We start from the raw sequence: 24678 nt of genomic DNA, 5'->3' as shown, positions 1-24678 counted from the left end.
CCTATACGTCACTTGCAAGTTAAATTTTTAATATCCTCTTTATTTTTTGACCTCCACTTTCCTAACTGGAAAATATTGATTATCAAGCAGATAGACGCTTTGTCGCTTCTTCTTCCACAAGCTCTTTCTTGGACAGTTTTCCAACCATTGTTTTAGGAAGCTCTTCACGAATTTCTATCTCTTTGGGCATTTCAATGCGTGATATTTTGTCATCCAGGAACAATCGCAAATCCTGTGGAGTCAGGTTGGAATACCCGTCTGCCAGCTTGACAAAGGCTTTTGGTGCCTGACCGCGATATTCGTCATCCACACCAATAACAATACATTCCGCCACACCTTCATGCAGATAAAGGGCTTCTTCAATCATACGTGGATAGACGTTATAACCGGAACACATGAGAACATCCTTGATACGATCCACAAGGAAAATGTAGCCTTGTTCGTCAATGTAACCGATGTCACCTGTGTACAACTGGCCATTTCGAATGGTGTCATGCGTTGCTTCCGGGCGTTGCCAATACCCTGCCATAACTTGCGGGCCTTCGATGACGATTTCGCCTTTTTCACCTTGTGGCAATTCATGCAAATGATTATCCGGATCATGGATCGTCACTTTCGTTTCCGGAAGCGGCAAGCCGATTGAGCCGGCTTTAATTTCACCATCATGCGGGTTCACAGTCGCAACAGGGGAGCTTTCCGTCAGGCCATAACCTTCCACAAGCACACAGCCGGACAGCCGTTCAAATTCCGCTTTCACTTCCACGGGTAAAGGTGCGCCCCCGGAAATACAAAATTTCATGCAAGATAAGTCGATTTTAGACAGATTGGGGGCACCGTTAATCGCCGTATAAATCGTCGGAACACCAGGAAACAGCGTACAGCGTTTTTTGTTGACGGTTTTCAGAAGCAGTTGCAAATCAAAACGCGGCAACAAAATAAGTTCCGCACCAATCGAAATCCCGACATTCATCACCACAGTCATGGCAAAGACATGGAAGAAAGGCAAAACGCCCAACATCTTTTCATGTCCTTCGTTCATTGCTGGCATACAATGACGCAGTTGATAGGTATTTGCACCGATATTTCGGTGTGTCAACATCGCCCCTTTGGGCTGCCCCGTTGTCCCACCGGTATATTGCAGAACCGCGAGTTCTTCCATCATGATTTTAACAGGCTTATACTTCCCATCCGTATTCGTCAAACGTGTAAAGGACAGATGGGCTGGGTCTCGTTTAAAGTCGACAACTTCCGAGCGTTTCAAAACATTAAACAGAACACTTTTCACCGATGGTAAAATATCCGCCATTGAACAAACGACAATGCGTTGCAGGCTGGTTTTTTCAAGGCATTTTTCGATCTTAGGATAAATCTGCTTTAAATCCAGCGTCACCATAATCTCGGTGTTGGAATCTTCAATTTGATATTCCAATTCCCGCTCTGCATAAAGCGGATTGAAGTTGACCACCGTGCCGCCAACCTTCAATATAGCGTAATAGCAAACAATAAAATAAGGCGAGTTTGGTAAACACAAACCAACCTTCGTGCCTTTTTTTACGCCAAGTTGCTGAAATCCTTTTGCGGCACGATCAACAAGTGCGCCGATTTCGCCATATGTATATTTCTTATCGAGGAAATCCACACACGGGCGTTCCGCAAAACGTTCGACGGCTTTGTCGAAATAATCAATGACGGTTTTATCCATCAGATCGGCCTCCGAATTACTTTTTAGTTATTACAGTTACCATTACGTCACTTAAGTGGCAAAAAAAGTCTCCACTGACTGAACAGTCAATGGAGACAGTCTCACCTAGAAGCTAATGTTCACACCAGCAGTAACAATGTCAACATGGTTTTCAAATGTACCGGCAAAACCACTGCCTGTGGCCGCCCGTGAATCTTCCGTCACCTTGGCATCATCCCCCCACAAATGGGAATAACCAATGTTCCAGGTTACACTTTCATTCATTTTATACTCTGTTCCGACAGACAACCAGTAACGATCAGAATCCGGAATACCTGCTGTGCGATGCTCGTCATTCGCAGCCCCTTCATCGTAGGCAACACCGGTCTGGAATTTCCACTGATCATCATATTTGTAGTTAACACCTAGTGAATAGAACATCGTGTCATCCCATTCATAGGTCGTCACGGCATCCGCCCGCGTACCAACTTTATCCTGAACACGCAACTCCTTGAAAACCGACCAGTTGGTCCACGCGATATCGGACATAACCGCCCATTTTTCATCCAACTCGTGATACCAGCCGAAGGAAATAATATCCGGTGTTGTCAGGTCGGCCTCAGCCCGGTAGTACGCGTTGGCTACACCGCCTGTTGAATTGGAAATCTTAACATGCCCGTCCAGAGTATGATTGACCTGAGAACGGTAATTCACACCGATACGGCCACCTTCGCTATATTGGTACAATACGCCAAACGTTGCACCAACACCCATGTCATCGGCTTTTAATTCAACGTCACCACCAACAACGGGGCTGGCCTTACGTGTCAACTCGCCCCCCAGATACTGGATTTGCAAGCCAACACCAAATGAAAGTTGCGGATTAATTTGATATGAAATAGAAGGCGTTGTTGTAATTGTTTCAATTTTGCTCAGTAAATTGTACTGCGCACCAACCCAATCGTCTTTGTATTCTGTCGACAGACCGAAAGGTGTGTTTACACTCACGCCGACTTTCATTTTGTCGTTGATTTCATACACACCATACAAAGACGGAACCAAAGCGGTTACGCCGCCATTGTCATTGGTATCATTAAATAACGTACCCCCAACACGAGAAGAAGACCCGTGTTTATATTCGGCAGAAGGCATAATCAACGAAGCATTCGCCTGAAACTGATTCCCTTCCAGTCGGGACATACCGGCCGGATTAAAGAAAATCGTACTCGCATCATAGGCTTTGGCTGTTGAACCCGCAAAGGAGTTACCCTGACCTTCTGCACTTTGTTCTTTCAACTGAAAACCTGCAGCATGAACTTGCTGTGTTCCAGCCACCAATGCAGCCGCGGCTACAAACGTTGCCATAAAATGGCATTTAGATAATTTTGGCATCTTGCCTCCCAATAGAACTTTTCTTTCAGATTGTTGCCGATCTTGTGTCGACCGCTTTATTCCGCTCAAACAATCCGAAGCCTCAACATAATCAACAAACAAGGAAGTTCCCGCTTCCCTTATTTGCACCTACTTACGTAACAACTCGATTAAAAAGCCTTTACGTTTGAAAGCTGCCTTTTGCAGGTAGCCATCATCGGCAAACCACAATTCCCGCGTGATATCACCGTCAATTTTAAAATGATTGTCATCCAGCGCAACCGTTTGCGTTTTAAACGGTTCTGCATCAATCACACTGAACAACACATTTCGATACAAGGCCGCTTTACTCCACAAAGACAATGGCAGCGCCTTGGCATCAAAATTCTTATTTTTACCATCATACAACACCTGTAAACCATCCGCTTGACGGGTCACGCTATATTCGTGATGCGTCCCGTCATCGTTGGTGCGTGAATGCATGGAAACCAATTCGCCATTTTCCCAGACTTCACGACGCTGATGTTCGTAATTAAATTCCAGAAAAAGCATTTTAACATTGGTTTTCGTCACCACATCGACATTGACACCCTTGTCGCTATCATTAATGACAACAACTTCTTTACCGATGGGGTCACCTTCTTTCAAGATGGCATATTCAAGCGTCGTCGCAGCCATCGCCGCGTGCGACACAACAAGCGCACAAAGCGCACAAAGCGCCCATAATGAAACTTTAATTTTTTTCACGTCTACAACTGCCTAATTTAGAAGATTGGTCAACTTCAACGCAGTTCCCATAGACCCCTTGATTTTCAACTTGCCCATTGTATAGGCCAGCATCGGGTCCAGTTTACCTGCAATCAATTTTTCAAGATTTTTCGTCGAAATACGAATTGTGCAATCCGCAAAATCGTCTTCCTCACTCAGTTGCGCAGGCTCCTGAGTTGCATCCAGAAATATGATCCCGTCTTCTTTGCAGTCGAACTTTACGGTCGCATTTAGCGCCTCAAGCTCACCTAGCATTTGCGTCATTTGTTCTTTGACGTTGTCTAAAGACATCAAAGCCTCCCGTATTATTTTATTTTGACCATTAATAGATTAAGATGACGTATAGGTAAACAAAAATATCTTTAGGTATTTATTTTTTTTTGATAATTCGCTTAAGGTATTATTATTAATGGATAAAAATGGCCCACTCGAAGCCACAAAAAACATGAAAAAGCTTCGCAATGCACCTTATAGGCAACATGCAAACAAGAATCTTAAGTGGTATTTAGAACAGAAAAAGACCCGTATAAACACTTCCCTTAAGGAATGTAAAAATCAATACGGGTCTTTTGCGCAAGTTCCTGGCACTGACTTTCTTCGCACGAGGTAAATAAGACTCGGTTCGGAGTATGTGCCAATGCAACAAACAAACGACGGAGATCACCTGCTCTGTCACCTCCCTCACGTAACGCCTGAAGGTCAAAAACAAGAATGACTTTTGATAAGCCCTGAACCAGCCGTTCGCTATTGCCAAGCAGAGGAACCTCAATCAGAATCGCACTGGAAAAAGGACGGAGACGCCCGATTAAATCACTGGCGCGGCTCGGCAGGATATCGTCTGGCAAGCCGATAATTTTAAAACATATCGCATTGCGGACTGTTTCAATGAGGGAACGGCAAATCCGCAAATACATTTCCAAGCTTCCCCGATTGTAAAGTGTGGCGAAATGGACATCTATCACGAACTTTTTATTCGCGACTTTCCCCATATTCTGAAAAATGTAAGACGCAATCTTGCCAAGCATCAATATATCAAGTTTTGCCATGACCTCAGGCGTTTCCCCCAACACATGTTTCACCCCTTGAATGCGTGCCTGTGTCGCATCATCAAAAGACGTGAGAAAATACAGACTGGCCTTGCCTGATTTCAACCAGACAGGCGTCATCGTTAAATGACTTTGTTCCTGTATTTCCAACAAGGTCCGTGCCGCATTACTTTGTGCAGCATGCGTTGCGGCTTCAATTGAATGACTGACAGCTTCTGCGACATCCAATGTCTGGTTCTGCATTTTGGATAAAGACATCAAATCTTCTTTTGCAATATTCAGTCGATATTCTTGCAAGGCCTCCTCAATCGCTTGCACCAAGTGGTCCTGACTGATCGGTTTATTGAAGAATTTATAGATTAACCCGTCATTCAACGCCTCCACGGCGGTTTGCAACGATGCATGCCCGGAAAGCATCATAAAGATGCAATCAGGCACACGCGCTTTGGCAAGCTTGATAAATTCCAGTCCGTCCATACGTGGCATTTTCATATCACAGATAACAACCGCATAAGGTCCGTCATCATTCATTTTTTTAAGTGCGATATCACCACGCAAGGCCGTATCGACGACAAACCGTTTTCGAAACACCCGTACCATAGATTCCAGAAGACGCTCATCATCATCCAACAGCAGTATTTTTTCCTCGAATTTCATTAACTCTCGCTTTCTCTGGTCGTGATATCGACCAACACCGGTTCCTGAAATTCATAAACTTTTGTCAAGTTGTGCAAACGTTGTACCTGAGGTGCGGTTAATTTCGCACCGCTCGCCAAAACCAGAAGGCCGTCCACCGTTTCAATATTGCTATGAACCGTATAACCGGACAGCAAGTGAGCCACTTTCATTTTCGTCAGTTCTACACGCGGCGCATCATCCAGTTTCCGAATGCGAAATTCAAAATAACTTTGTACTTTTTTCTTCAATTCCGGATCATAACGTTCCGCCCATCTGTCTAATTGAGCGATATTGTCCCGGGTCGGCAAATTGTCGTCCGTGATCGCGGCCAAATCCTTCAAAATACGTAACAACCTTGCGCCGATCGGAATATCCATCCCCGCGCGACCATCTTCAGGAAAACCAGAGCCATCAAACCCTTTGTCTTGATAGTACACATTTTGCGCCACGTTATTTAAGCGCGGAATATTCACAATCAGGTCTTTGCCAACCGCAGGAATTTTCTGCACCATTTCCTTTTCACCCTCTGTCAAAGGATGCGAAGCATTTAATTTTTTGATGACGGTTTCCGGTACCGCAACACGCCCGAGACCTGCCAACATGGCCGATATTTTAATTTCCCACGGATTGGGTAATCTCAGCCCCTTTGCAATGTCTTCCGCCCAGCTTTGGACCTTGGCCGCTTTACCAAATGCGATAGGATCTGCAATAGACAGCACGTCGACCAGAACTTTCACACTGCCGGCCAACGTTGTTTCCAAAAGTGTTTTTTCCGTTGTAATCAGTTCATACTGACGTAAAGCCTCGGAAATCCCCTGTTCCAAGACTTCCGGTGCGACCGGTTTATTAAAAAAACGAAAAATACGCCCTTGATTAATGGCCTCAATCGCCGTGGTTTGATCTGCATTCCCGGTCAACATTAAACGGACGGTATCGGGGGAGAGTTCAAAAAACTTCTCCAATAATTCAACACCCGACATTTGGGGCATATTCATATCCGAGACAATAACGGCAAAAGGTCCTTCTGTTTTCAAAACCTCCAGCGCTTCGGCCCCGCTTTCTGCCATCACCAAATCGAATTTGCGCTTTAAATGACGTGAAATTGCCCGTAACAACTTTGGTTCATCATCAACCAATAAGATTTTTTTTGTCATACCCCCTCATCCTCCCGCAATTTTGTATGTGCCCGTTTGTTCAGCAATTCCAACCAGATTTCAAATTCATTTTCACTGACAAGATGTGAAATCGCCTCCCAATCCAGCATATTTTTCAATTCTTTTTGCCGTTCTTGATCCCAGTTTTCGCCCTTACACAAAACCTGAGAAATATAAAGGGCCAGCATCGGTGATCTTTTCGTCAGTTGTTCTGGCGGTAAGGAATGATGATAGCCGACCGCTTCGATAATCGGCAAGGCAAACCCCCATAATCCCAGCATATATGCACCGATCTTTTGATGGTTTGTGTTGAACGTATCTTCTTCTGCCTCGATAAGTTCCCCATCCCCGTTATTCAGGCTTTTCATCGCCTCTTGATATTGATCATGGCTCGCAGTCTGCAAAAGAAGGGTTCCTAAATGCGAGACCACGCCCGCACAGGATGCCTGACCACATTCCTGTTTGCTTAAATCCCAATATTCACAGATGTCACGGGCCAATTGGCCAATGACAAGGCAATTGTTGCTCAGGCGTTCAAGGCTCATAGCTTCCTCTTTGCTGCCTTGAAAAACGCCAACAACACCCGCTGTCAAAATGACATCGCGGATCGTCTCCATGCCCAAAAGTTTCACCGCCTGCAATGGTGTCGTCGCTTTAAACGGTAAGGAAAAGAAAGCCGAGTTCGTCAAACGTAAAGTCTGCGCCGTCAAGGCGATATCCCGGCTAATTATATCGGCAACCTCTTCGATACTCGGTTCATCTTTTTCAAGCTCTACAATCAGCTCGCGCACAATCGAAGGAATACTCGGTAATTTGCGGATGCTGTTGGAAAAATCACGCAAATGTTCGTTACTGACATAGGCGCGCATATCAACTAAACGGGTAATTGCATTGGTAATATCTTCGGTACTACAGGGTTTTGCCAAATAGAAATGCGCCGGACCAACCGTTTTCAGAACGCTTTCCTCTTTGGTATAGCCCGATAGAATAATACGATTGGTATGGGGATAGGATTTACGCACCGTTTCCAATAAATCCGCACCATCCATTTCTGGCATCTGCATGTCGCTGACAATAATATCGGCGCGTTCTTCTTCCATCATGCTGAGAGCTTCCTGCGCCCCACAGGCAAAACGCATATCCCAATCGTTGCGCATCTTGCGCAAACTCCGTTTCAGGCCACGCAGGACACCCGCCTCATCATCGACAAAGAGAATTCTGTGTTTACGCTCATCACTCCTCATGTTCGGACTCCTGCGTTGCTGTATCCTTCCCCTTTACCGGCAAAGAAATTTTGAAGGTTGTTCCCTTACCTTCTTCGATTTCAAACCAAATGCGCCCGCCGTGTTTATTAACGATCACATCATGGGAAATGGACAAGCCCTGCCCTGTTCCCTTCCCGACAATTTTGGTGGTGAAAAACGGATTAAAAACCTTATCGCGAATTTTGGCAGGTATTCCGCTTCCTTCATCTTGAAAATCGATTTCAATTGTTTCACCAAGATTTCGTGTTCGAATAGTAATGCCGCGCAAATCACTTGTTTTCTCGGCCTTATTACGTTCCTCAATCGCATGCGCTGCATTGACAATCATATTGAGAAAAACCTGATTCAATTCCCCCGGCAGGCATTGGACTTGCGGCAATCTGTCATCCAGTTCAAAGTCCAAATGTGCGACATATTTCCATTCATTTTTACACACCGTCGCCGTACTGGTCAGGGCGCGGTTAATATCACTCATCACCATTTCCTTTTGTCCGGGATGTGAAAAATCTTTCATGGCGCGCACAATACGCGAGATTTGCTGCGTCCCGTCTACGGCATCTGAAATGGCGTCTTCGACATCATCTGACAATACCTCAAAATCAAGGTCATCTTTCAGTTCCTGAATATCTTCCAGCAACTTTTGTGCTTTTTCGTTATCCTGCACCAAAGGTAGGACCTGATCGAACAGAGCGTGTAATTCACTCAAGTTTTCCCAGATATCTTTCAGGAACTTCAGATTATCGCTGACATATTGAGTTGGCGTGTTGATTTCATGCGCAATCCCACCTGCCAATTGTCCAACCGCTTCCATCTTTTGAGCCTGACGCAACTCATTTTCCAGACGTTCACGCTCTTTTTCCTGTTCACGGGATTCCGTAATATTTTCCTTAATCGCAACATAGTTCAAGATTTGGTCAGAACGATTTTTAATGGGGACAATAAGCATCCGTTCCCAAATTTCTTCCCCACTTTTTGTTTTATTATTCAACACCCCTTGCCAGACACGTCCGGCAGAAATTGTATCCCATAATTTTGCATATTCTTCCGACTTTGTTTCACCTGACTGGAAAATTCTAGGGTTCGCCCCGATAACTTCTTCACGAGAATAGCCACTGGATTTCAACAAGGCTTCATTGGCGTAATAGATCGTCCCTTCAACATCCGTTACCAGAATAGCGGCCGGGTTTTGTTCGATTGCCTGGCTAAGAACGCGCAATTCATCTTGCGTCCGCCATCTGGATATAATGCCCGAAAGGGTGGAAGCGACAGAGTTCAAAAATTGAACTTCATCATCGCTTTGTTCATGTTCTTTTTCCACATAGAGATTAAGGATCCCCAACAATCCCGTAGCCCGGGTAATCGGCACACAGTAATGCCCTTGTGAGATCATATAATTACGATCACTTCCCGCTAAAATTTTTATCTTTTCGTCAACATTTTCACTTCCCAGAAAATCTGAAAATTTAATCGTTTCATATTTTTCTGTCATTTCCGCGGGCAACCCCGTACAGGCCACGAGCTGGAACTGCTTTTGCTTATCTTCGGCGAGAAAGATCGATCCCGTTTGCTTAAACCCTCGACGACTATGTTGTAAAATACCATCGAGGACGCTTTGTAAAATCTCGTTCAACGGTAAATCCTGCAGAGAAAGATCCAGAATGTGCGACAAGATAATTCGATCAGCATGTGCTTTCTCACGTTCCTGCTCGCTACGGACCTGATCTGTAATTTCTTTCCCCACACCGCGATATCCCATGAAACGCCCATCAGGCCCAAAGGCAGGCTTGCCACTGACCGAACAAAACTTTGTCGTCCCATCACTGGAAATAATTTCATAATGAAAATCAGTAAACGGAATATGTGCGTTGATGGTATTTTGATGATCTATCCATTTTTGATCCCCTTCGTCCGCAGCCAATTTTCCGCGTTGTTTTCCCAAAAGAGATGAGGCAGGAACATTGAGAACCTGCTCTAAACGTTCTGAAAAGAAGCTGAAACAATGATTTTCATCGGTTTCCCAATACCAGTCGGACGCCGCCTCGGTAAAATCACGGAATTTTTCACTGGCTTTCTCATACTTTTCACGTGCATCAACCAGTTCACTGACGTCCGTATAGGTCGTCACAAAACCACCGGAGGGAATAGGCACCCCTTTGACTTCAATTGTGATGCCACGCGCTGTGGTTCGAATAAATTTATGTGGTTGAAATTGCAAGGCGAGTTGATAAATCTCTTCGACTTTCTCCTGTACATCGACATCACCGTATTCGCCGCGCTCGGTATTAAATCGGATTAAATCTTTAAAATGGGTGCGCCCCGCGAGAAGTTCGGCAGGTAAATCTAAAATCTTTAAAAACGCTGAATTATAAAATACCAAAAAGAGATCCTTGTCGAAAATACTGATCCCCTGTGACAAGGCATTGATCCCATGACGAATTTCACTCGGAAACTCATCAAATGTCTCTAAAAGATCAACTTCAACCATCAAACCATCTCCTATTGCGATATTCTTATCATTTTACTTTTTCAGCGCACTTACACATTTTCTTTTAAATTCAAGCTTTTCAAAAAATCCATTGTAATTGGAAAGCCCTTTTCTTCTAAAAAGTTCATATCAATCCCGCGCATCAACGATGCGTCATCAAGGGTCGAGCGTCCGACCATTTTGCTAAAGTGTTGAGCGATATGGAGCGTACATAAAACGCGCTGTTCTCCCTCGCCAGCCAAATGCGGGCGATGGTGATACGCAATGGCCTCACATAAATTCAACGGAAAGCCCCATAGTCCGAGAAGATAAGCACCGATGACCCCGTGATCCGCCCCGATCTGTTCTCTCTCAAAATTATCAATTGTTTGATCCGGGTTTTGCTCGCATTGCTTTACGGCTTCTTCAAATTTATGTGGCCAAGTGGCAGACACAATCAACGTCCCGATATGGCACAAACTTCCTGCTGAAACCGCCAAATCAATTTCCGGTTTGCTTAAACCGAGCTTTCTTCCAATGTGTGCGGCCATCAAAGCCATTTCCAGACTATTGTTGCTCAGACGCTCCAACACCAAACATTCAGAAACCTGATCTTTTAAAGTCGTGAAAAACCCATTGAGCAATGCCATGCTGCGCAATGTGTTCATGCCAATCATACTGACGGCTGTTTCCAAATTGTTTATCTTTTGAGGTAAGCCGAAAAAAGCGGAATTACAAACTTTAAAAACCTGCGCTTTTAAACCGATATCTTTTTCCAAAATATGTGCGATTGAACGGTTGGTCGACATCGGGTTTTCCAACTCGGCCAACAGGTTTTGATATATGTCAGGTAAGGACGGCAGGTTTTTCTTACCCGTAATCAGTTTACGTACAGACGTTTCACCGACACAATCGCGCAAACGGAATATACGTTTTATTGTTTCTTCCAGATCGTCAAAATCACAGGGTTTGGCGAGATATTGGTGCGCAGGACCAATGACCTTGAGAACAACTTCATCTTTTGCATAACCGGACAAGACAACACGGGCCGTATCGGGTGATATCTTGCACACACGTTCCAACAATTCAGCCCCGTCCATAATGGGCATTCGCATATCGCTGACAATAATATCGACATGTTTTTCTTTGAAAATTTCTAATGCTTCGCCACCACTGGACGCAAAACTCATATTCCATGCGTGTCGGTTACGACGCATTCCCCGTTTCAAGCCGAGCAGAATATTTTCTTCATCATCAACAAACAGTATATGTGGTTTATGTGTCATGTTTTTCTCGATTATTAACCTTATTTCTTATTTATATTTCAGAACTAAACTTCCTTCCGCTATCCCCGTTTGGTGATACATAAAAACACAACTTACAATTAATGCAAATAAATCATAAATCAATCAAAAATCATTTAAACCCACCGGGTATTTCAATAAACATCCCTTTCTGAATCTTTCATTTTTAGCTTAAAAACCGCGCAAGCAATTTCTGACTAAATATGTGAAGGTTGTTTTAGACTTCATGCGATTACCTAAAATGTATAATAAAACAAACCAAACATCTTTTAATAGTTTATTTTGCAATACATTCTCTTTTCAGGATCGTTAGCATGAAGAAAAGATACCATTTAAGTGTATAAAACACCAAATAAATCATCCTTAAGTTATTCCATTTCTCTTAGTTTCCTCCCCTTGCCCTACTCGCCTCTCTCTGGATAATCATCGTAAAACTTATCGCCCAACAAGTCTGCAATATGGCGCCCCCCCAGTAAGGCCGCATATTCTAACGGCAATTCATCTGTATGCAGCAAGCCGTGTTGACGCATCTTATGGACAACAATTTCAAGAACTTGATCATATAAAGTTGAGATCTGTGAGAACGATTTCTGGCGGGCTTTGGTAACGGCTTTAACCAGGCTGACAGGATCACAAGGTTTAGCTAAATATTGATACGGAACACTGAGTTGACGCTCCACACCTTCGCGTGAGGCCTCCCCCGTTAAAATAATGATTGCAGGGGCATTGGGCATACAACCTAAAAGGTTCGCAATTAAACTGCCACCAATCCTCGGCATCTCCAGATCTGTAACCAGTACATCATATGGTGCGTCTTCAAAATATTTCAAAGCGGCTTCCGCAGAACTTTCAAACCGCATATCCCATGCAGACTGAAACGGAGATAGGCGTCGCTTTAATGCAGCAAGAAAGGCAACATCATCATCGACAAATAAAATTTTCATTTTTTCATGCATGCGCTACGTCCCTCACATAAGAACCAATATCGTAAATCTTGCTTCTTTTTTTCAACCATACCTATCCCCATATGGGGACAAAGCTGTAAAAGTGGGGTACACTTCTTATATAAGGTTAAGCTTACAATACCTTTTGAGGGGAAATGCCACTGATGAGCGAAAAGCCACGTATCCTGTTTGTCGACGATGAGCCACTTTTGCTGGAAGCCCTACAACGCGCATATTTTCGGCACAAACGTGCAGACTGGGACATGTTTTTCGAAAGCAACCCTCAAAAAGCAATTGAACTTCAAAAAGCGCACCCTTTTCATGTTGTCGTAACTGATTTTCACATGCCCGATATCAATGGTCTGGAATTGGCCAAAAGCATTCAAGAAAGTGATGACAGCACACAAATTGTGATGCTGACGGGGGCGGCTGATCTTGATACAGCGGTCAATGCGATTAATTCCACACGGATATACAGGTTCTATACTAAACCCTGCGAACCCGAAGTCCTCGAACAGGGGATTGAAGACTGCCTGCTGCGTCATTCACAAAAGACACAAAGCTTAAATCCATCATCACAAACAGGGTATGACATCCTCAACCGTCTGCCAATCGGCGTTATCGTCTGCGATACAAACACGCATGTCATTCATATGAACCAGTTTGCCGCTGAAATATGTGCAACCCGTCAGGTTTTCAGCATTGACCCCACCACTAACAGATTGCGTGCAAGTCTCGCAAGTTACAGGGACGAACTCAACGCTTGTATCCAGAGCGTAGCCCCTCAGGATCGTGCTATGTCGCTCAGCCGCAAAGGTTCCGACACGTCTGTTTGTGTCATTATTTCCAACCTCAAAGAAGGTCAAAACGACCGGGTGATGTTATTAATTTCCGACCCGGATCGTCATATGGCTCCCAGTATAGACATTCTACAGTCGATCTACGATCTTCCCCCGTCAGAAGCCCGACTTTTACAGCATATTGTTCAAGGATATAGCCTGCTGGAAGCTGCCGATAAAATGGGGATTACAGAAAGTTCTGCAAGAACATACCTGAAACGTATTTTCTCTAAAACAAATACCAGAGGGCAACCGGAATTGATCCGCTCAGTTTTACTCACCCCCACCCTTCATCAGCAAGAAAGCAGACTTTTTAATTAACCTCGGAAATAATCATCCCAGTCATATTCCTTGTATTTTTGATATTCTTCCACATCTTTGTCATCCGTCCAACCCACGTTGCGGCTAAATTCGGTAGACGATACAAAGGTTGCATGATTATCAACGACGGGCGCAAACGCCTGTGCAACTGATTCAGGCAACCACATTTTAACCTGTGCTGGTAAATCACTGAAATTAAGTTGTCCACGCATCAACAAGACCTTTGACAAATCAATCAACGCCTTTTGCAACTCCTCTGTCGTGACTTCCTGACTATCTGCTTTGCGACCGACAAAATAAGCATTTTCAATCGTATCGATTAAAAGCTTGGTTGGACAAGGCTTTGCGAGATAAAAATGATCTGATCCGACCAAACGAAAGGCCGTTGCCTGATTACATTGCCCGGATAAGACGATGCGGGAAACATCAGGATATTTTTCCTGCACTGCTGCCAATAACTGTTCGCCGCTCATCTGGGGCATTTGCATATCCGATACGACAACGTCAATCGGTTGCTTTGCCATTATATCCAACGCTTCCTGACCACTGCTGGCAAAATACATCTGCCATTGTGACTTCATATTGCGCAAACAACGCTTAATGGCCCGCAGGACATTTTCTTCATCATCGACAAACAAAACCCTGATCATGTCTCTCTCCCACTCAGGTTTTCTATACTATTCACAAGGCAATTTAATAATAAAAGACGTCCCCTTGCCCTCTTTTGTATCCACCTTAATTGTTCCGTTATGCTTTTTAACAATAATGTCATTGACGATCGCAAGACCCTGTCCGGTTCCTTTCCCGACTTCTTTCGTCGTGAAGAATGGGTTGAAGATATTTTTCACAACGTCTGGCGGCATACCACAACCACTATCAGAGATCACGATTTCGACTTGATCCGCCAATTTTCGCGTCACGATACGAATTTCACCCATTATTCCATGCCCTTTGACTTCAATGGCATGGGCGGCATTAACGATAATGTTCAAGAACACCTGATTCATCCCGCCCGGAATACAGGGGACTAAACCAACGTGTTCATCAAAATCAGTCACAACAGTTGCGATATTTTTCCACTCATTTCGCGATACAGTCAAGGTTGTATCAATTGCAGCATTAATATCGAAAGGTTTCTTTCCCTCTGTCCCCGGATGTGAAAAATTTTTCATGGCAAGTACAATATGTGAAACTTGCGCAATCCCTTGTGCCGATTGTTTTAACGCCTGAGGTACTTCTTCGCATAAATATTCAAGATCATAGGTCTCTATCAAATGATCTATTTCTTGTATATAATCCAGATATTGACCATTTTGCTTGCAGACTTTTTTTAACTCCAATGCCTTGTTCAATATCTCTACAATTTCCTCATTAGATTCACTGAGGAAATGCAGATTATCACCAATATATTGGGCTGGCGTATTGATTTCATGTGCAATCCCACCAGCCAACTGCCCCACAGCTTCCCATTTTGCGGCATTTGCCAATTCTTCCTGCATGGCTTCTCGTTCTTTTTGAAGACGTTTTTTATTTGAAACATTTCGGATCAAATGCAGGAGAAAAAGCTCATCATCATGCTGGAAAGTACTGACTTTAACTTCCGCAGGCAAAAAACCACCATCAAGTGTCCTAAAGTTAAATTCCTTAATTTCATCACTTTCATCGGCTGCCGCACACAAACATAGGGCTTGATAATCCCGAATTTGGTCATCTTCAACAAATTCAAATACAGAACGTCCAATCAAACCTGCATATGGGATCCCCCACATTTCAACACAAGATTTATTAATATCCAGGATTTCCATTTTTTGATTTGTCGCAACGACACTGTCTTTAATGGAATTCATAATCGCGTTGACACGTGCAGACTTGTTCTTCGCCTTTTGAATCAAAACCAACAGGTTCTGATTAACCTGAAACAATTCCAAGGCCTTGCTTTCCAGCAGTTGTTCCGATTGTTCACGCGCGCGAACCTCGCGAGACAAACGTTTTCGTAATGTTGCTATTTTCCTGTCTTTATCATCATCAAGCACGAATATCCCCCCTATTTTGTTAACCGGAACAGAGCTTTGCTCCCTTTGTCCACCTGGAAATCCTGACGTGATAGCGCAATTTCTTCTCCAAAATGGGCAACCGCCCCCCTTAACAAACCTTCGGCAAGATCGGCAAAGGGACGTTGTGAGCGATACGTCATTTCCAGTACATTGTCCGCCGGATGGGCATATTCAAATGAAGGTAATTCTGCTTCCGGGTAGAGCTTTTTGACTTCAACATGGATTGTATTTTCAATCGCCGCCAAGAAGGAAAACAAATCTTTTTTCCCTTCCAGAAAAAGCGGATATTTTAAAGCCAGCTGTTTGAATAAATATTCACCAAACGTCTTTTGCAAGTCCGCCGATGCACGTCCGCTTATCTTGCTCAGCACATGAATCAAACTGACCATTTCTCGGAAACAATAGGTTCCAACCCCAGTATAGACACCTTCAGATTCAAGGTTGGCTTGCTCGATAAGGTCTTCCACCATATCTTCCCCCCAAACCTCATTCACCATGTTTGTGAATTGAATAAATACAATACCCTTCATCTGTCATTCCTGTTTTCACTGCTGTCATCACTAGATTATGCGCGTTCCAATAAAATTTGCTATCCCCATATGGTAACACATGCACGGTCATCACGTTTTTGTTGGTAAAACGATTTCAAAAAAGGCGCCGCCCTTCTGGCTATCGCCCACATTCAATTCCCCGCCATGTTTACTGACAATAATATCACGGCTAATTGCCAATCCTTGCCCGGTTCCCTTACCAACTTCTTTGGTCGTAAAGAAGGGGTCAAACACCCGCTGCTTAATTTCGTCAGGCACACCTGTCCCGTTATCCTCAATAACCAGAACAACCTGCCCATCACGCACAAATGTACGCAAGGCAATGATACCCTCATCCTGACCTGCAGCCGTAATGGCATGGGCGGCATTCACAACCATATTTAAAACGACCTGATTCAAGTCCCCTTCCTGCCCCATCACTTCCGGTAAATCCGGATCCAGATCCAGTTCCAGTTGTGCAACCGTTTTCCATTCATTTTTACAAACAGCGCAGGACCGTTCAATCACGCGATTTAAGTCTACATTGGATTTTTCTTTAGACGACGGATGGGCAAATTCCTTCATCGCCATCACGATATGCGACACCTGTTTCACACCTGCCAATGATTGTTCGACCGCCAAGGGCAATTCATCGCGAATAAATTCGATATCGGCATTTTCATAAGTCTGCGCACATTTTTCCACCAGCGCACCCAATGCAGGCTGTGTTGCGGCTTCTTTTTCCAGTTCAAGGTACCCGTCTAACGTTTCCATCAAATCCTGAACAGCTTCCCCCATAAAACGAATATTATCGCCGATGTACTGAATAGGTGTATTGATTTCGTGCGCAATACCACCTGCCAATGTGCCGATTGATTCCATTTTCTGACTTTGCAACAACTCGCGTTCCAGCTGACGATTTTTTTCTTCTGCTTGCATAACCTGTGTAATATCCGTATCGACCCACACATTCCCACCTGCAGACAGCGGGAAACGACTATGCATAATATAACGCCCGTCATCCAGTTTGCTGACCGGTGTTTCACCTTCCTTGACATTTGAAGAACAGGCCGGAAAACCTTGAGGGAAAATTTTGATCGCATCGCATAAATCCCTACCAATATGAACATTTTTGATCACATCAGGCGTTAGATTATACATTTCAACAAACGCACGGTTCATCAAAACAACGTTACGATCTGCGTCATTAATCCACACCCCTTGTGACACGCTTTCCATCGCATCTGCCAAAACAGATTCCGCACGTGCTCGCTTATCTTCTGCACGTTGCCTCGCCTGCTCCAGATCAGACGCATAGCTTGCCAACGCCTTTGACATTTCATTGAAGCTGGAAGCGGTGTCGGCGAGTTCATCACGCCCTTGAACCTGAATGACATGACCAAAATCACCTTGCGCCACCCGGCGGGCACCATTTTGTAACAGGGCAAGTTGACGTGTTAAAATACCACCCAATAAAAATCCAAAAATCCCCACAAGAACAATTTCAATCAATGCCACACTCAACATATGGCGTTGCGCGCCGGCAATGGTGTCTTCCAAGGCTGCAATGTCCAATCCCAGTTCGATCCGCCCAAAGACCTGTTTGCCCACTTTTACATTTTGTACGACATCAAAGACATTGTCATCATGTGCTGTATCGACAGACACATCCATCACAAACTTACGTTTCAGGGCTTCCTCATCCCCCCGCTGAGAGATGACCCCACCCCCATCATGTCGCACCCGAATATAAACCATACCCGGATTTTGCATGGTCTTTTCAACCATTTCATCCAGCGTTGCCAAATCCATTGAAACAATCGCATCTGTCGTCATGGTCGACAATAAACGTGCTGAAGTTTGTGCACGTTCCACCAATTGATTTTCATTGGAGTCACGCAGATAATTTAATCCACTGAGAACCAAGATCGACAGCAAAACAATTTCAATAAGGGCAATGCCTAAAATGGTTTTTAGTCGAAACGACATTTCACCGTCCCCTGTTGAACGATTTCTGTCTCTTCCTGACTTAAGCCAAGTTTACGCACATCATCCCAGTTCGCATCATCCGCAGTGACAAGCCCCTTCATGCCGATTGATTTCATCACACCCGGTTTATGTTGAGAAATATTCATCATCGCATTCTGAATTTTTGTGAGACGCTCGCCCGACATTGCACCATTGACGGCAAAAGCGTGCGGTGTGTATGCACCTGTCGTATAAATCACCTGCAGCTGGTCGCGCATGGTTTGTGGAATATTATTGAAAGTTCGTTGTACGCCACCGCCTGCTGCAAAATGTCCGGCAAGGACAGACTTATAAACACTGTCATGGGATTTGACGTAGACGGGTTCAAACTTCAAGCCCTCCGCCTTCATTTCCGCACGCGGTAAGACGCTGGCACCAAAAGCAGCAGGCGAAGGAAAGGCAACTTTTTGCTTATCTAGTCCGGCAAGCGAAGTAACTTCGCTGCCCTTTTTCACAACGATCAGACCTTTCAACTTTTTCTCGGATTGATGCGCGAATGCACGATAACCGGATTTCTTGCTGAAAACCGTGTAGTGATAGGGGTTCATATAGGCAATATCATAAGCGCCCTGTGCCAGACATTGTTCGAATGTCGGAATATCTTTCATTGTCGCAAACCGGATATCCAGACCGGTTTGCGCTGAAAGCTCCTGCATGACCGGCACCCACATTTTTGCCAATCGACTGGCGGCCTGTTGTGGCACAATCCCGAAATACAATGTTTCGGCACGTGCACTTTCCATCGGCGCTGCAGTTAAAGTAAACACACCCAACACGGTTATTTGACAAAATCTGATCATCTTCATTTTCTTGCCTCCAATCCAATGTAAGAAAGATCATGGCTGAAAACTGAACATGAAAATATCCCCATATAGGGACAAGTAAAAAACCGTATAAAAAAAGGGAAACAGAACGTTCCCCTTTTTCTTTACGTATTCTAATCTATTTTACAGGACTTTGATTTCCGCGACAAAGTTAGTTACAGTTCGACTCAACTGACCAGATTCACCATTCAGTTCCTCTGCAACTTGGTTCATCGAATGCGCCGCCTGTTCACTTTCATCTGCGGCTTGGCTGACTTTGTGAATACTACTGGACACCATATTGGTGCCCTGTGCGGCTTCATCAACATTGCGCGCAATTTCTGCTGTGGCGGCTTGTTGTTCCTCCACAGCTGCTGCAATTGCCGATGAAATTTCATCCATTGTTGAAATCGTTCTGGAAATTCCGGCAATCGCTTCTGCAGCCGCATGGGTTGACGACTGAACCATTGTGATTTGTTCTTCGATCTGGTGGGTTGCTTTTGCCGTTTGCGTTGCCAGATTTTTAACTTCCGAAGCAACAACGGCAAACCCTTTACCGGCATCTCCTGCCCGGGCAGCCTCAATCGTCGCATTTAATGCCAACAGATTTGTCTGTTCGGCAATATCCCCGATAATTTTGAGAACTTCACCAATTTTTGTCGCTTGTTCCGCCAGATTTTGGACTTTTTGATTGGTCTGTTGCGCTTCTTCAACCGCATCGCTCGAAATCTGTGTAGATTGCGCAACCTGTTCCCCGATTTCTTTAATGGATGCTGCCAATTCTTCTGACGCAGAGGCAACCGTTTGCACGTTTGTAGAAGCTTCAGATGCAGCCGAGGCCACCGTATCTGATTCTTCATTCACATGACCTGCAGCATTTGTAACTGTCCCTGCCGCCGCCGACATTTGCGTAATGGAGGATTGGAAACGATCCAAAACAGCGGCCACCCCTTCTTCAAAACACTGTGTTGCCTGTGTAATTTTAGCCGCACGATCCACTTGACGTTGCTGTTCTTCGGCTTGAAGGCGTTGTAATTCCTCCCCTTCAACCAGTTTTTCCTGAAAATGTTCAACCGCTTTACACATATTGCCAATTTCGTTGGAACGTTCCGTATTGGGGATTTCAATATTGCGTACTCCCTCGGTCAAATCCCCCATAATATCCGCAACTTGGGAAATAGGGCGCACAATCCCTTTTGCGATCAGAACGCCACAAACCAACATTAAAATAGAACCAACTAATTGTAAGGCAATCAATACGTTTTCCGTATGTGCCGCCGTATTCACAGCCTCTTCAGAGCTTTGTTGAAAATCAGCAAACGTATGGGCGACTAGTTTTTCCATAAGCGGTTCGGCTTCGGCAAATGTCGTACTCAGGTTTGCAACTTCTTCGTTGATGGCTAATCTTTTGTTGGCATAAGATTTAAAATCCGCAACATAGGCATCCATCTTTTTCAAAATATCTTGCCGGGCTGTCTCAGGTATCGCAGATATGGTCAGTGCATTGTGAAATTCGGATAGTCTTTCATCCATCCGTCCAACATATTTATCTGCCAAACGCATAATGAAATCTTTTTCATGCCTGCGCATCATCAACATTATGACGCTCAGTTTATCTTCACTATATTCTTTTAAAGTCGACTCCACATTATGTACGGATGTCCGCAAGCTTCCTTGAAGACCGTCTTTTTCTGTCAACCCCAGAGCCAACCAAAACTCAGCCACCCTTTGAAACTGCTGTTCATAAGCCTCAAGTTTAACAATCAGTTTCTCTGCCAAATCTATATTTTTCGGTTCGCCTTGATGAAAGACTTTTAAACGTCCGATAAGTTCTCTGGCCGTTGCTATAGTGGCATCATGATCTGCAATATATTTTTCATTCAAGCGGATCAGAAAATCTTTTTCATTTCGCCGCGCATTCAGGAACATATATTTAAGATCATTTGCGTCTTGCAGTGCCGCTGCCGCCTGATTTTGCTGATCTTGTAAATCGACAATTTTGTTCAAATTCGCCGCAATTAGGATTGCGGAAATAACAAAGCCCACAACACCGATTAGCGTAATTAAATTGATCTGAATAGATAGTTTTGCGTTCCGAAACATGTGGGCGCTCCTCGATGATGTATCTTTCACTTCCTCATCATACATAATCAAAGGATAATTTATAACAACAAAAAATAAACCAAAAGGCGAGACGCGAGGCGTGTTCATGATTTACGTGCGATCATGCACATATAAAACATCACACCTCAGAACCTTTTTTTATTGTCTCAGGCTGGAGGGCGACATGCCATAGACCCGCTTAAATGCGGTTGAAAAATTGGCTGGGCTGTTATAACCCGCCATATAAGCAGCTTGTGCAATCGTTACACCGTCCTGCACCATTGCGGTTTTGGCAATTTCCAAACGTCGTTCGCGAATATAATCCATAACTGTCATGTCATAAGCTGCTTTAAATATGCGTTGCATACTGTTCACCGCCATGCCAACGGCACGTGAGATATGCGAAAGCGTGAGCTCTTCGTTCAAATGGTCCTCAATATAATCTCGGATACTTTGCGCCTTTGATGCAAACTCGGCTGTGGCCCCTGTATGGTTCTGAGTCACCATGCTTTCCAGTGCTTCACTGACGATTTCCAATGCGCGACTTTCCGTATGAAATTGGTCCAACAAAGGAAAACGACAGGCAGGTTGCACAATTTGCTCCGCCAAGGCAATCGCCCTTTTAGACGGTTGCCATTCGTAGATCTGAAGAGGAGCCATCAGCAGTTGTCGGACATAAAGACTTAAGGGATCATCCTGTTTCTGCCCTGCCAATTGTGCAAGCAATCCGTCGCGTGGGAGGCTAATATTTACTTTGCGGACATACATATTCTTTTTAATTGAGCGCGTCCACAACATCGGGTCGTTCATGGACCACACGTACCCCCTGGGCTGCGTATTCGCCTCCAGAACAAAAGGCGTATCCCCCATCGTACCTTCGACCCGCCCTTTCAAAATAATGGAAAAAGTCACGCTCGGTTGCAAGTATGCCTTGGCCGTATAGTCTCTCACCTCTTCTGAATCCGTTGCGTGAACGTTTAAACGGGAACAACAGTCGCGACTGTTAATCCGTCCTTTTAAAATGGTATGGTTTTGTACAGATGGTTCAGGAACATTCTTCACCTTTACGCGGCTTTCACCTGCCAAATCATACAGGTTGGTTTCTTTAATCGCATCCCGATAAACAAGCCCTTTACGTCTTTTTGCTTCTTTCATCGTGTTCTGCGTCATACCTGTGTCCCTTAGTTTCCGCATAATGAGCCAGCTATTATGCAAATAATTATAACTTGCATTTCTTGCAAACAAGTCTGGTGTTTTTGCAAACATATCCTGACTCGCTTCCAGATAGATCAGTTGATATTAACAATCATTCTTAACTTTTTAAAGATTTTAATTTCCGAGGATGACGATGTCACAAAAACTATCGGATGCCCCCTCCAAGGCATACACATTCAAAAACGCCCTTTTGGCGGGGTGTGCCGCAATCGTTTTGAACGGCACAGCACAGGCACAAGATGCGAAAAAAGACGAAGAAAAAGCAATCATGCTTGCGCCGATTTCCATTGATGCCAAAGCCGATGTCATCACCGGCGGTGTACAGGTTGATGCCGATGATTTGGAACGCATTGATCCAGTGGATATGAAGGATGTCTTTCGCCAAGAACCCGGTGTTCATGTCGGTGCCCCAGTTTCCATCGCACAAAAAGTCTACGTCAACGGAATTGAAGACACAAACTTGGCTGTTGATATCGACGGCGCCCGTCAAGCCAATAAAACCTACCACCATATCGGCACCACGATTATGGATCCCGGTTTGCTAAAAAGCATCAAGGTTGAAACGGGTGTGGCCCCGGCCGATGCCGGACCAGCTGCGCTCGGCGGAAGCATGAGCGTCGAGACAAAAGAAGGCCGCGATTTAGTGACGCCCGGTGAAAACTTCGGCGGTTTTGGCAAAATTGCTTACAACACCAACACAAAAGGGTTCAGTGAAGATTTAGCCCTTGGCGCACGTTACGACAATGTGGATGTCCTGTTCTACGGCTCCAACGCCGGAGGGCAAGCTTATAAAGATGGTGACGGCAATAAAGTAAAAGGCACCTCGCCAGAAGCCTATAACGCGCTTTTCAAAATCGGGGCAACCGGTTCCACCGGATATCGCCTAAAATTCAGCGCCAATTATATGGAAGATGACGGCATTCGTTCCGCACGTCCTAACTTTGTGGTTGCCACACAACTCCCGTCCCATACCATGTATGACCGCACAAACGTGACGTTGGCATTCGGGGATGAAACCCCCAGTGACATGTGGGACCCAAAGGCAAGTCTAAGCTATACCAAAGCCGACTTAACCGATCATCGTCAAAATTCGCTCACCATCGTTGCGCATGTGGAAACCTTAAATGGTAAGCTGTCCAACACCTTTACCAAGGATATGGGTAAAATCACGACAGGTGTGGATTTTTATAACGACAAAGGTACAGGCGGCTACAACGCTCCTAGCTTTTATACAGAAGAGAACCTTAATATCGGTGGGTTTGCACAAGCGCGCCTTGATCTGACAGACCGTTTAAGAAGTTCCATTGGGGGCCGTTACGATTTTGCCCGACTGGAAGGCAATGATGGAACCAAAGTCACTGATAGCGGTCTCAGCGCCAATGCCAACATCGAATATGATATCACGTCGCAAGTTATGGGGTATGGCGGTCTCAGCACTGTTTTTGGCGGTTTGCCAATTGCCGAGGCGGGCACACAGACCAATGTCAGCCGTTATAACGATATTGAATCTGCCCGCGCGCGAAATTACAAAATCGGTGCGGTTTACGAAATCGATCAGTTCAGTGTGGATGGCAACTGGTTCTGGACCGAAATCAATAACGCCCCGATTTTAGGCGATCCAAGTTTCCGTCATACACATCACGACATCAATTCGCGCGGTTTCAATATCAGCGGTAAATATAATTATGGTGACGGCTTCGTCAAAGCGGGCTTCTCGCGTTCCACTGTGCGCGTAGACTCTGATATCCCCAGCACAACAGCCGACAGTTACACCGGCACTTTGATGGGCGACATGATGAACCTTGAAGTCACCCACACCTTACCCGAATACGGCGTACGTCTGGGAACCACCAATGAATACGCCTTTTCAAACGATGATATTCGCGTGCAAACAGGTAAATCCCTGCCCAGTTATCTGGTTTCCAATGTCTACGGCGAATGGATGCCGGAAGATGTCAATGGCCTGACCCTGCGACTGGATGTGAAAAACCTGTTTGATGCCACTTATGCTGACCGGGCAAATGCGGCCTATGACCACGCCGCCGCTTTTGTTTACGAACTCAACGATCCCGGTCGTTCCGTTATTCTTACCGCCAAGCTCGATTTTTAG

At 44.8% G+C, this 24678-nt stretch carries 19 protein-coding genes; 2 read left to right on the top strand and 17 right to left on the bottom strand.

Annotated elements, in window-relative coordinates; genetic code table 11:
• Window positions 1–82: 82 nt before the first annotated feature.
• The 10 genes from ACN0VA_RS15420 to ACN0VA_RS15375 form a co-directional block, all read right to left on the bottom strand.
• Window positions 83–1702 (bottom strand): long-chain-fatty-acid--CoA ligase, encoded by a 1620-nt coding sequence (locus ACN0VA_RS15420; protein ID WP_417822020.1) that lies wholly within the window; start codon window positions 1700–1702, stop codon window positions 83–85.
• Between the two features lie 105 nt (window positions 1703–1807).
• On the bottom strand, window positions 1808–3073 hold the full coding sequence (locus ACN0VA_RS15415) for an OmpP1/FadL family transporter (RefSeq protein ID WP_417822019.1): 1266 nt from the start codon (window positions 3071–3073) through the stop codon (window positions 1808–1810).
• Window positions 3074–3202: 129 nt separating this feature from the next.
• On the bottom strand, window positions 3203–3799 hold the full coding sequence (locus ACN0VA_RS15410; RefSeq protein ID WP_417822018.1) for a DUF6134 family protein: 597 nt from the start codon (window positions 3797–3799) through the stop codon (window positions 3203–3205).
• Window positions 3800–3811: 12 nt separating this feature from the next.
• Window positions 3812–4111: an SCP2 sterol-binding domain-containing protein gene (locus ACN0VA_RS15405; protein WP_417822017.1), complete on the bottom strand. Its 300-nt coding sequence runs from the start codon at window positions 4109–4111 to the stop codon at window positions 3812–3814.
• Window positions 4112–4359: 248 nt separating this feature from the next.
• The gene (locus ACN0VA_RS15400) at window positions 4360–5523 is read right to left on the bottom strand and encodes a response regulator (protein ID WP_417822016.1); all 1164 of its coding nucleotides are present in this window, start codon (window positions 5521–5523) and stop codon (window positions 4360–4362) included.
• Complete coding sequence (locus tag ACN0VA_RS15395) at window positions 5523–6698, bottom strand: HD domain-containing phosphohydrolase (protein WP_417822015.1); 1176 nt, start codon at window positions 6696–6698, stop codon at window positions 5523–5525. The genes ACN0VA_RS15400 and ACN0VA_RS15395 overlap by 1 nt, the downstream gene beginning before the upstream one ends.
• Window positions 6695–7942, bottom strand: coding sequence for a response regulator (locus ACN0VA_RS15390; RefSeq protein WP_417822014.1), 1248 nt, complete (start codon window positions 7940–7942; stop codon window positions 6695–6697). Before ACN0VA_RS15390 ends, ACN0VA_RS15395 begins: the two co-directional genes overlap by 4 nt.
• A complete protein-coding gene (locus tag ACN0VA_RS15385) occupies window positions 7932–10448 on the bottom strand; it encodes a PAS-domain containing protein (protein WP_417822013.1) in 2517 nt (838 codons plus the stop codon). Before ACN0VA_RS15385 ends, ACN0VA_RS15390 begins: the two co-directional genes overlap by 11 nt.
• Window positions 10449–10498: 50 nt before the next feature.
• Window positions 10499–11713 carry an HDOD domain-containing protein gene (locus ACN0VA_RS15380; RefSeq protein WP_417822012.1) on the bottom strand — a complete coding sequence of 405 codons (1215 nt, stop codon included), beginning with the start codon at window positions 11711–11713 and terminating at the stop codon, window positions 10499–10501.
• A gap of 419 nt (window positions 11714–12132) precedes the next feature.
• Window positions 12133–12687 (bottom strand): response regulator, encoded by a 555-nt coding sequence (locus ACN0VA_RS15375; RefSeq protein ID WP_417822011.1) that lies wholly within the window; start codon window positions 12685–12687, stop codon window positions 12133–12135.
• Between the two features lie 152 nt (window positions 12688–12839).
• Here ACN0VA_RS15375 and ACN0VA_RS15370 point away from each other — a divergent pair, with 152 nt between their 5' ends.
• The gene (locus tag ACN0VA_RS15370) at window positions 12840–13835 is read left to right on the top strand and encodes a DNA-binding response regulator (RefSeq protein ID WP_417822010.1); all 996 of its coding nucleotides are present in this window, start codon (window positions 12840–12842) and stop codon (window positions 13833–13835) included.
• Here ACN0VA_RS15370 and ACN0VA_RS15365 read toward each other — a convergent pair.
• The 7 genes from ACN0VA_RS15365 to ACN0VA_RS15335 form a co-directional block, all read right to left on the bottom strand.
• On the bottom strand, window positions 13832–14485 hold the full coding sequence (locus tag ACN0VA_RS15365) for a response regulator (RefSeq protein ID WP_417822009.1): 654 nt from the start codon (window positions 14483–14485) through the stop codon (window positions 13832–13834). The genes ACN0VA_RS15370 and ACN0VA_RS15365 overlap by 4 nt on opposite strands.
• A gap of 27 nt (window positions 14486–14512) precedes the next feature.
• Entirely contained in the window at window positions 14513–15868 is a 1356-nt protein-coding gene (locus ACN0VA_RS15360; RefSeq protein ID WP_417822008.1) for an ATP-binding protein, read from the bottom strand.
• A gap of 11 nt (window positions 15869–15879) precedes the next feature.
• A complete protein-coding gene (locus ACN0VA_RS15355; RefSeq protein WP_417822007.1) occupies window positions 15880–16419 on the bottom strand; it encodes a heme NO-binding domain-containing protein in 540 nt (179 codons plus the stop codon).
• 90 nt (window positions 16420–16509) lie between these two features.
• Entirely contained in the window at window positions 16510–18408 is a 1899-nt protein-coding gene (locus tag ACN0VA_RS15350; protein WP_417822006.1) for an ATP-binding protein, read from the bottom strand.
• Entirely contained in the window at window positions 18393–19253 is an 861-nt protein-coding gene (locus ACN0VA_RS15345; protein WP_417822005.1) for a phosphate/phosphite/phosphonate ABC transporter substrate-binding protein, read from the bottom strand. Before ACN0VA_RS15345 ends, ACN0VA_RS15350 begins: the two co-directional genes overlap by 16 nt.
• A 141-nt stretch (window positions 19254–19394) precedes the next feature.
• Entirely contained in the window at window positions 19395–21353 is a 1959-nt protein-coding gene (locus ACN0VA_RS15340) for a methyl-accepting chemotaxis protein (protein WP_417822004.1), read from the bottom strand.
• Window positions 21354–21512: 159 nt separating this feature from the next.
• Window positions 21513–22523 (bottom strand): helix-turn-helix domain-containing protein, encoded by a 1011-nt coding sequence (locus ACN0VA_RS15335; RefSeq protein ID WP_417822003.1) that lies wholly within the window; start codon window positions 22521–22523, stop codon window positions 21513–21515.
• Window positions 22524–22701: 178 nt separating this feature from the next.
• Here ACN0VA_RS15335 and ACN0VA_RS15330 point away from each other — a divergent pair, with 178 nt between their 5' ends.
• Window positions 22702–24678 carry a TonB-dependent receptor domain-containing protein gene (locus ACN0VA_RS15330; protein ID WP_417822002.1) on the top strand — a complete coding sequence of 659 codons (1977 nt, stop codon included), beginning with the start codon at window positions 22702–22704 and terminating at the stop codon, window positions 24676–24678.

This window comes from Terasakiella sp. (assembly GCF_048267425.1).
Lineage (GTDB): Bacteria > Pseudomonadota > Alphaproteobacteria > Rhodospirillales > Terasakiellaceae > Terasakiella.
The sequence above is the reverse complement of the archived record's forward strand: the minus strand, read 5'-3'. Positions and strand labels throughout refer to the sequence as shown.

Excerpts from the sequence above, each read along its gene's own strand:
- ACN0VA_RS15400 (WP_417822016.1), bottom strand. The coding sequence starts at position 5,523 with ATGAAATTCGAGGAAAAAATACTGCTGTTGGATGATGATGAGCGTCTT.
- ACN0VA_RS15405 (WP_417822017.1), bottom strand. The coding sequence starts at position 4,111 with ATGTCTTTAGACAACGTCAAAGAACAAATGACGCAAATGCTAGGTGAG.
- ACN0VA_RS15385 (WP_417822013.1), bottom strand. The coding sequence starts at position 10,448 with ATGGTTGAAGTTGATCTTTTAGAGACATTTGATGAGTTTCCGAGTGAA.
- ACN0VA_RS15390 (WP_417822014.1), bottom strand. The coding sequence starts at position 7,942 with ATGAGGAGTGATGAGCGTAAACACAGAATTCTCTTTGTCGATGATGAG.
- ACN0VA_RS15345 (WP_417822005.1), bottom strand. The coding sequence starts at position 19,253 with ATGAAGATGATCAGATTTTGTCAAATAACCGTGTTGGGTGTGTTTACT.
- ACN0VA_RS15355 (WP_417822007.1), bottom strand. The coding sequence starts at position 16,419 with ATGAAGGGTATTGTATTTATTCAATTCACAAACATGGTGAATGAGGTT.
- ACN0VA_RS15370 (WP_417822010.1), top strand. The coding sequence starts at position 12,840 with ATGAGCGAAAAGCCACGTATCCTGTTTGTCGACGATGAGCCACTTTTG.
- ACN0VA_RS15380 (WP_417822012.1), bottom strand. The coding sequence starts at position 11,713 with ATGACACATAAACCACATATACTGTTTGTTGATGATGAAGAAAATATT.
- ACN0VA_RS15365 (WP_417822009.1), bottom strand. The coding sequence starts at position 14,485 with ATGATCAGGGTTTTGTTTGTCGATGATGAAGAAAATGTCCTGCGGGCC.
- ACN0VA_RS15375 (WP_417822011.1), bottom strand. The coding sequence starts at position 12,687 with ATGCATGAAAAAATGAAAATTTTATTTGTCGATGATGATGTTGCCTTT.
- ACN0VA_RS15340 (WP_417822004.1), bottom strand. The coding sequence starts at position 21,353 with ATGTTTCGGAACGCAAAACTATCTATTCAGATCAATTTAATTACGCTA.
- ACN0VA_RS15350 (WP_417822006.1), bottom strand. The coding sequence starts at position 18,408 with ATGTCGTTTCGACTAAAAACCATTTTAGGCATTGCCCTTATTGAAATT.
- ACN0VA_RS15395 (WP_417822015.1), bottom strand. The coding sequence starts at position 6,698 with ATGACAAAAAAAATCTTATTGGTTGATGATGAACCAAAGTTGTTACGG.
- ACN0VA_RS15330 (WP_417822002.1), top strand. The coding sequence starts at position 22,702 with ATGTCACAAAAACTATCGGATGCCCCCTCCAAGGCATACACATTCAAA.
- ACN0VA_RS15415 (WP_417822019.1), bottom strand. The coding sequence starts at position 3,073 with ATGCCAAAATTATCTAAATGCCATTTTATGGCAACGTTTGTAGCCGCG.
- ACN0VA_RS15420 (WP_417822020.1), bottom strand. The coding sequence starts at position 1,702 with ATGGATAAAACCGTCATTGATTATTTCGACAAAGCCGTCGAACGTTTT.
- ACN0VA_RS15335 (WP_417822003.1), bottom strand. The coding sequence starts at position 22,523 with ATGACGCAGAACACGATGAAAGAAGCAAAAAGACGTAAAGGGCTTGTT.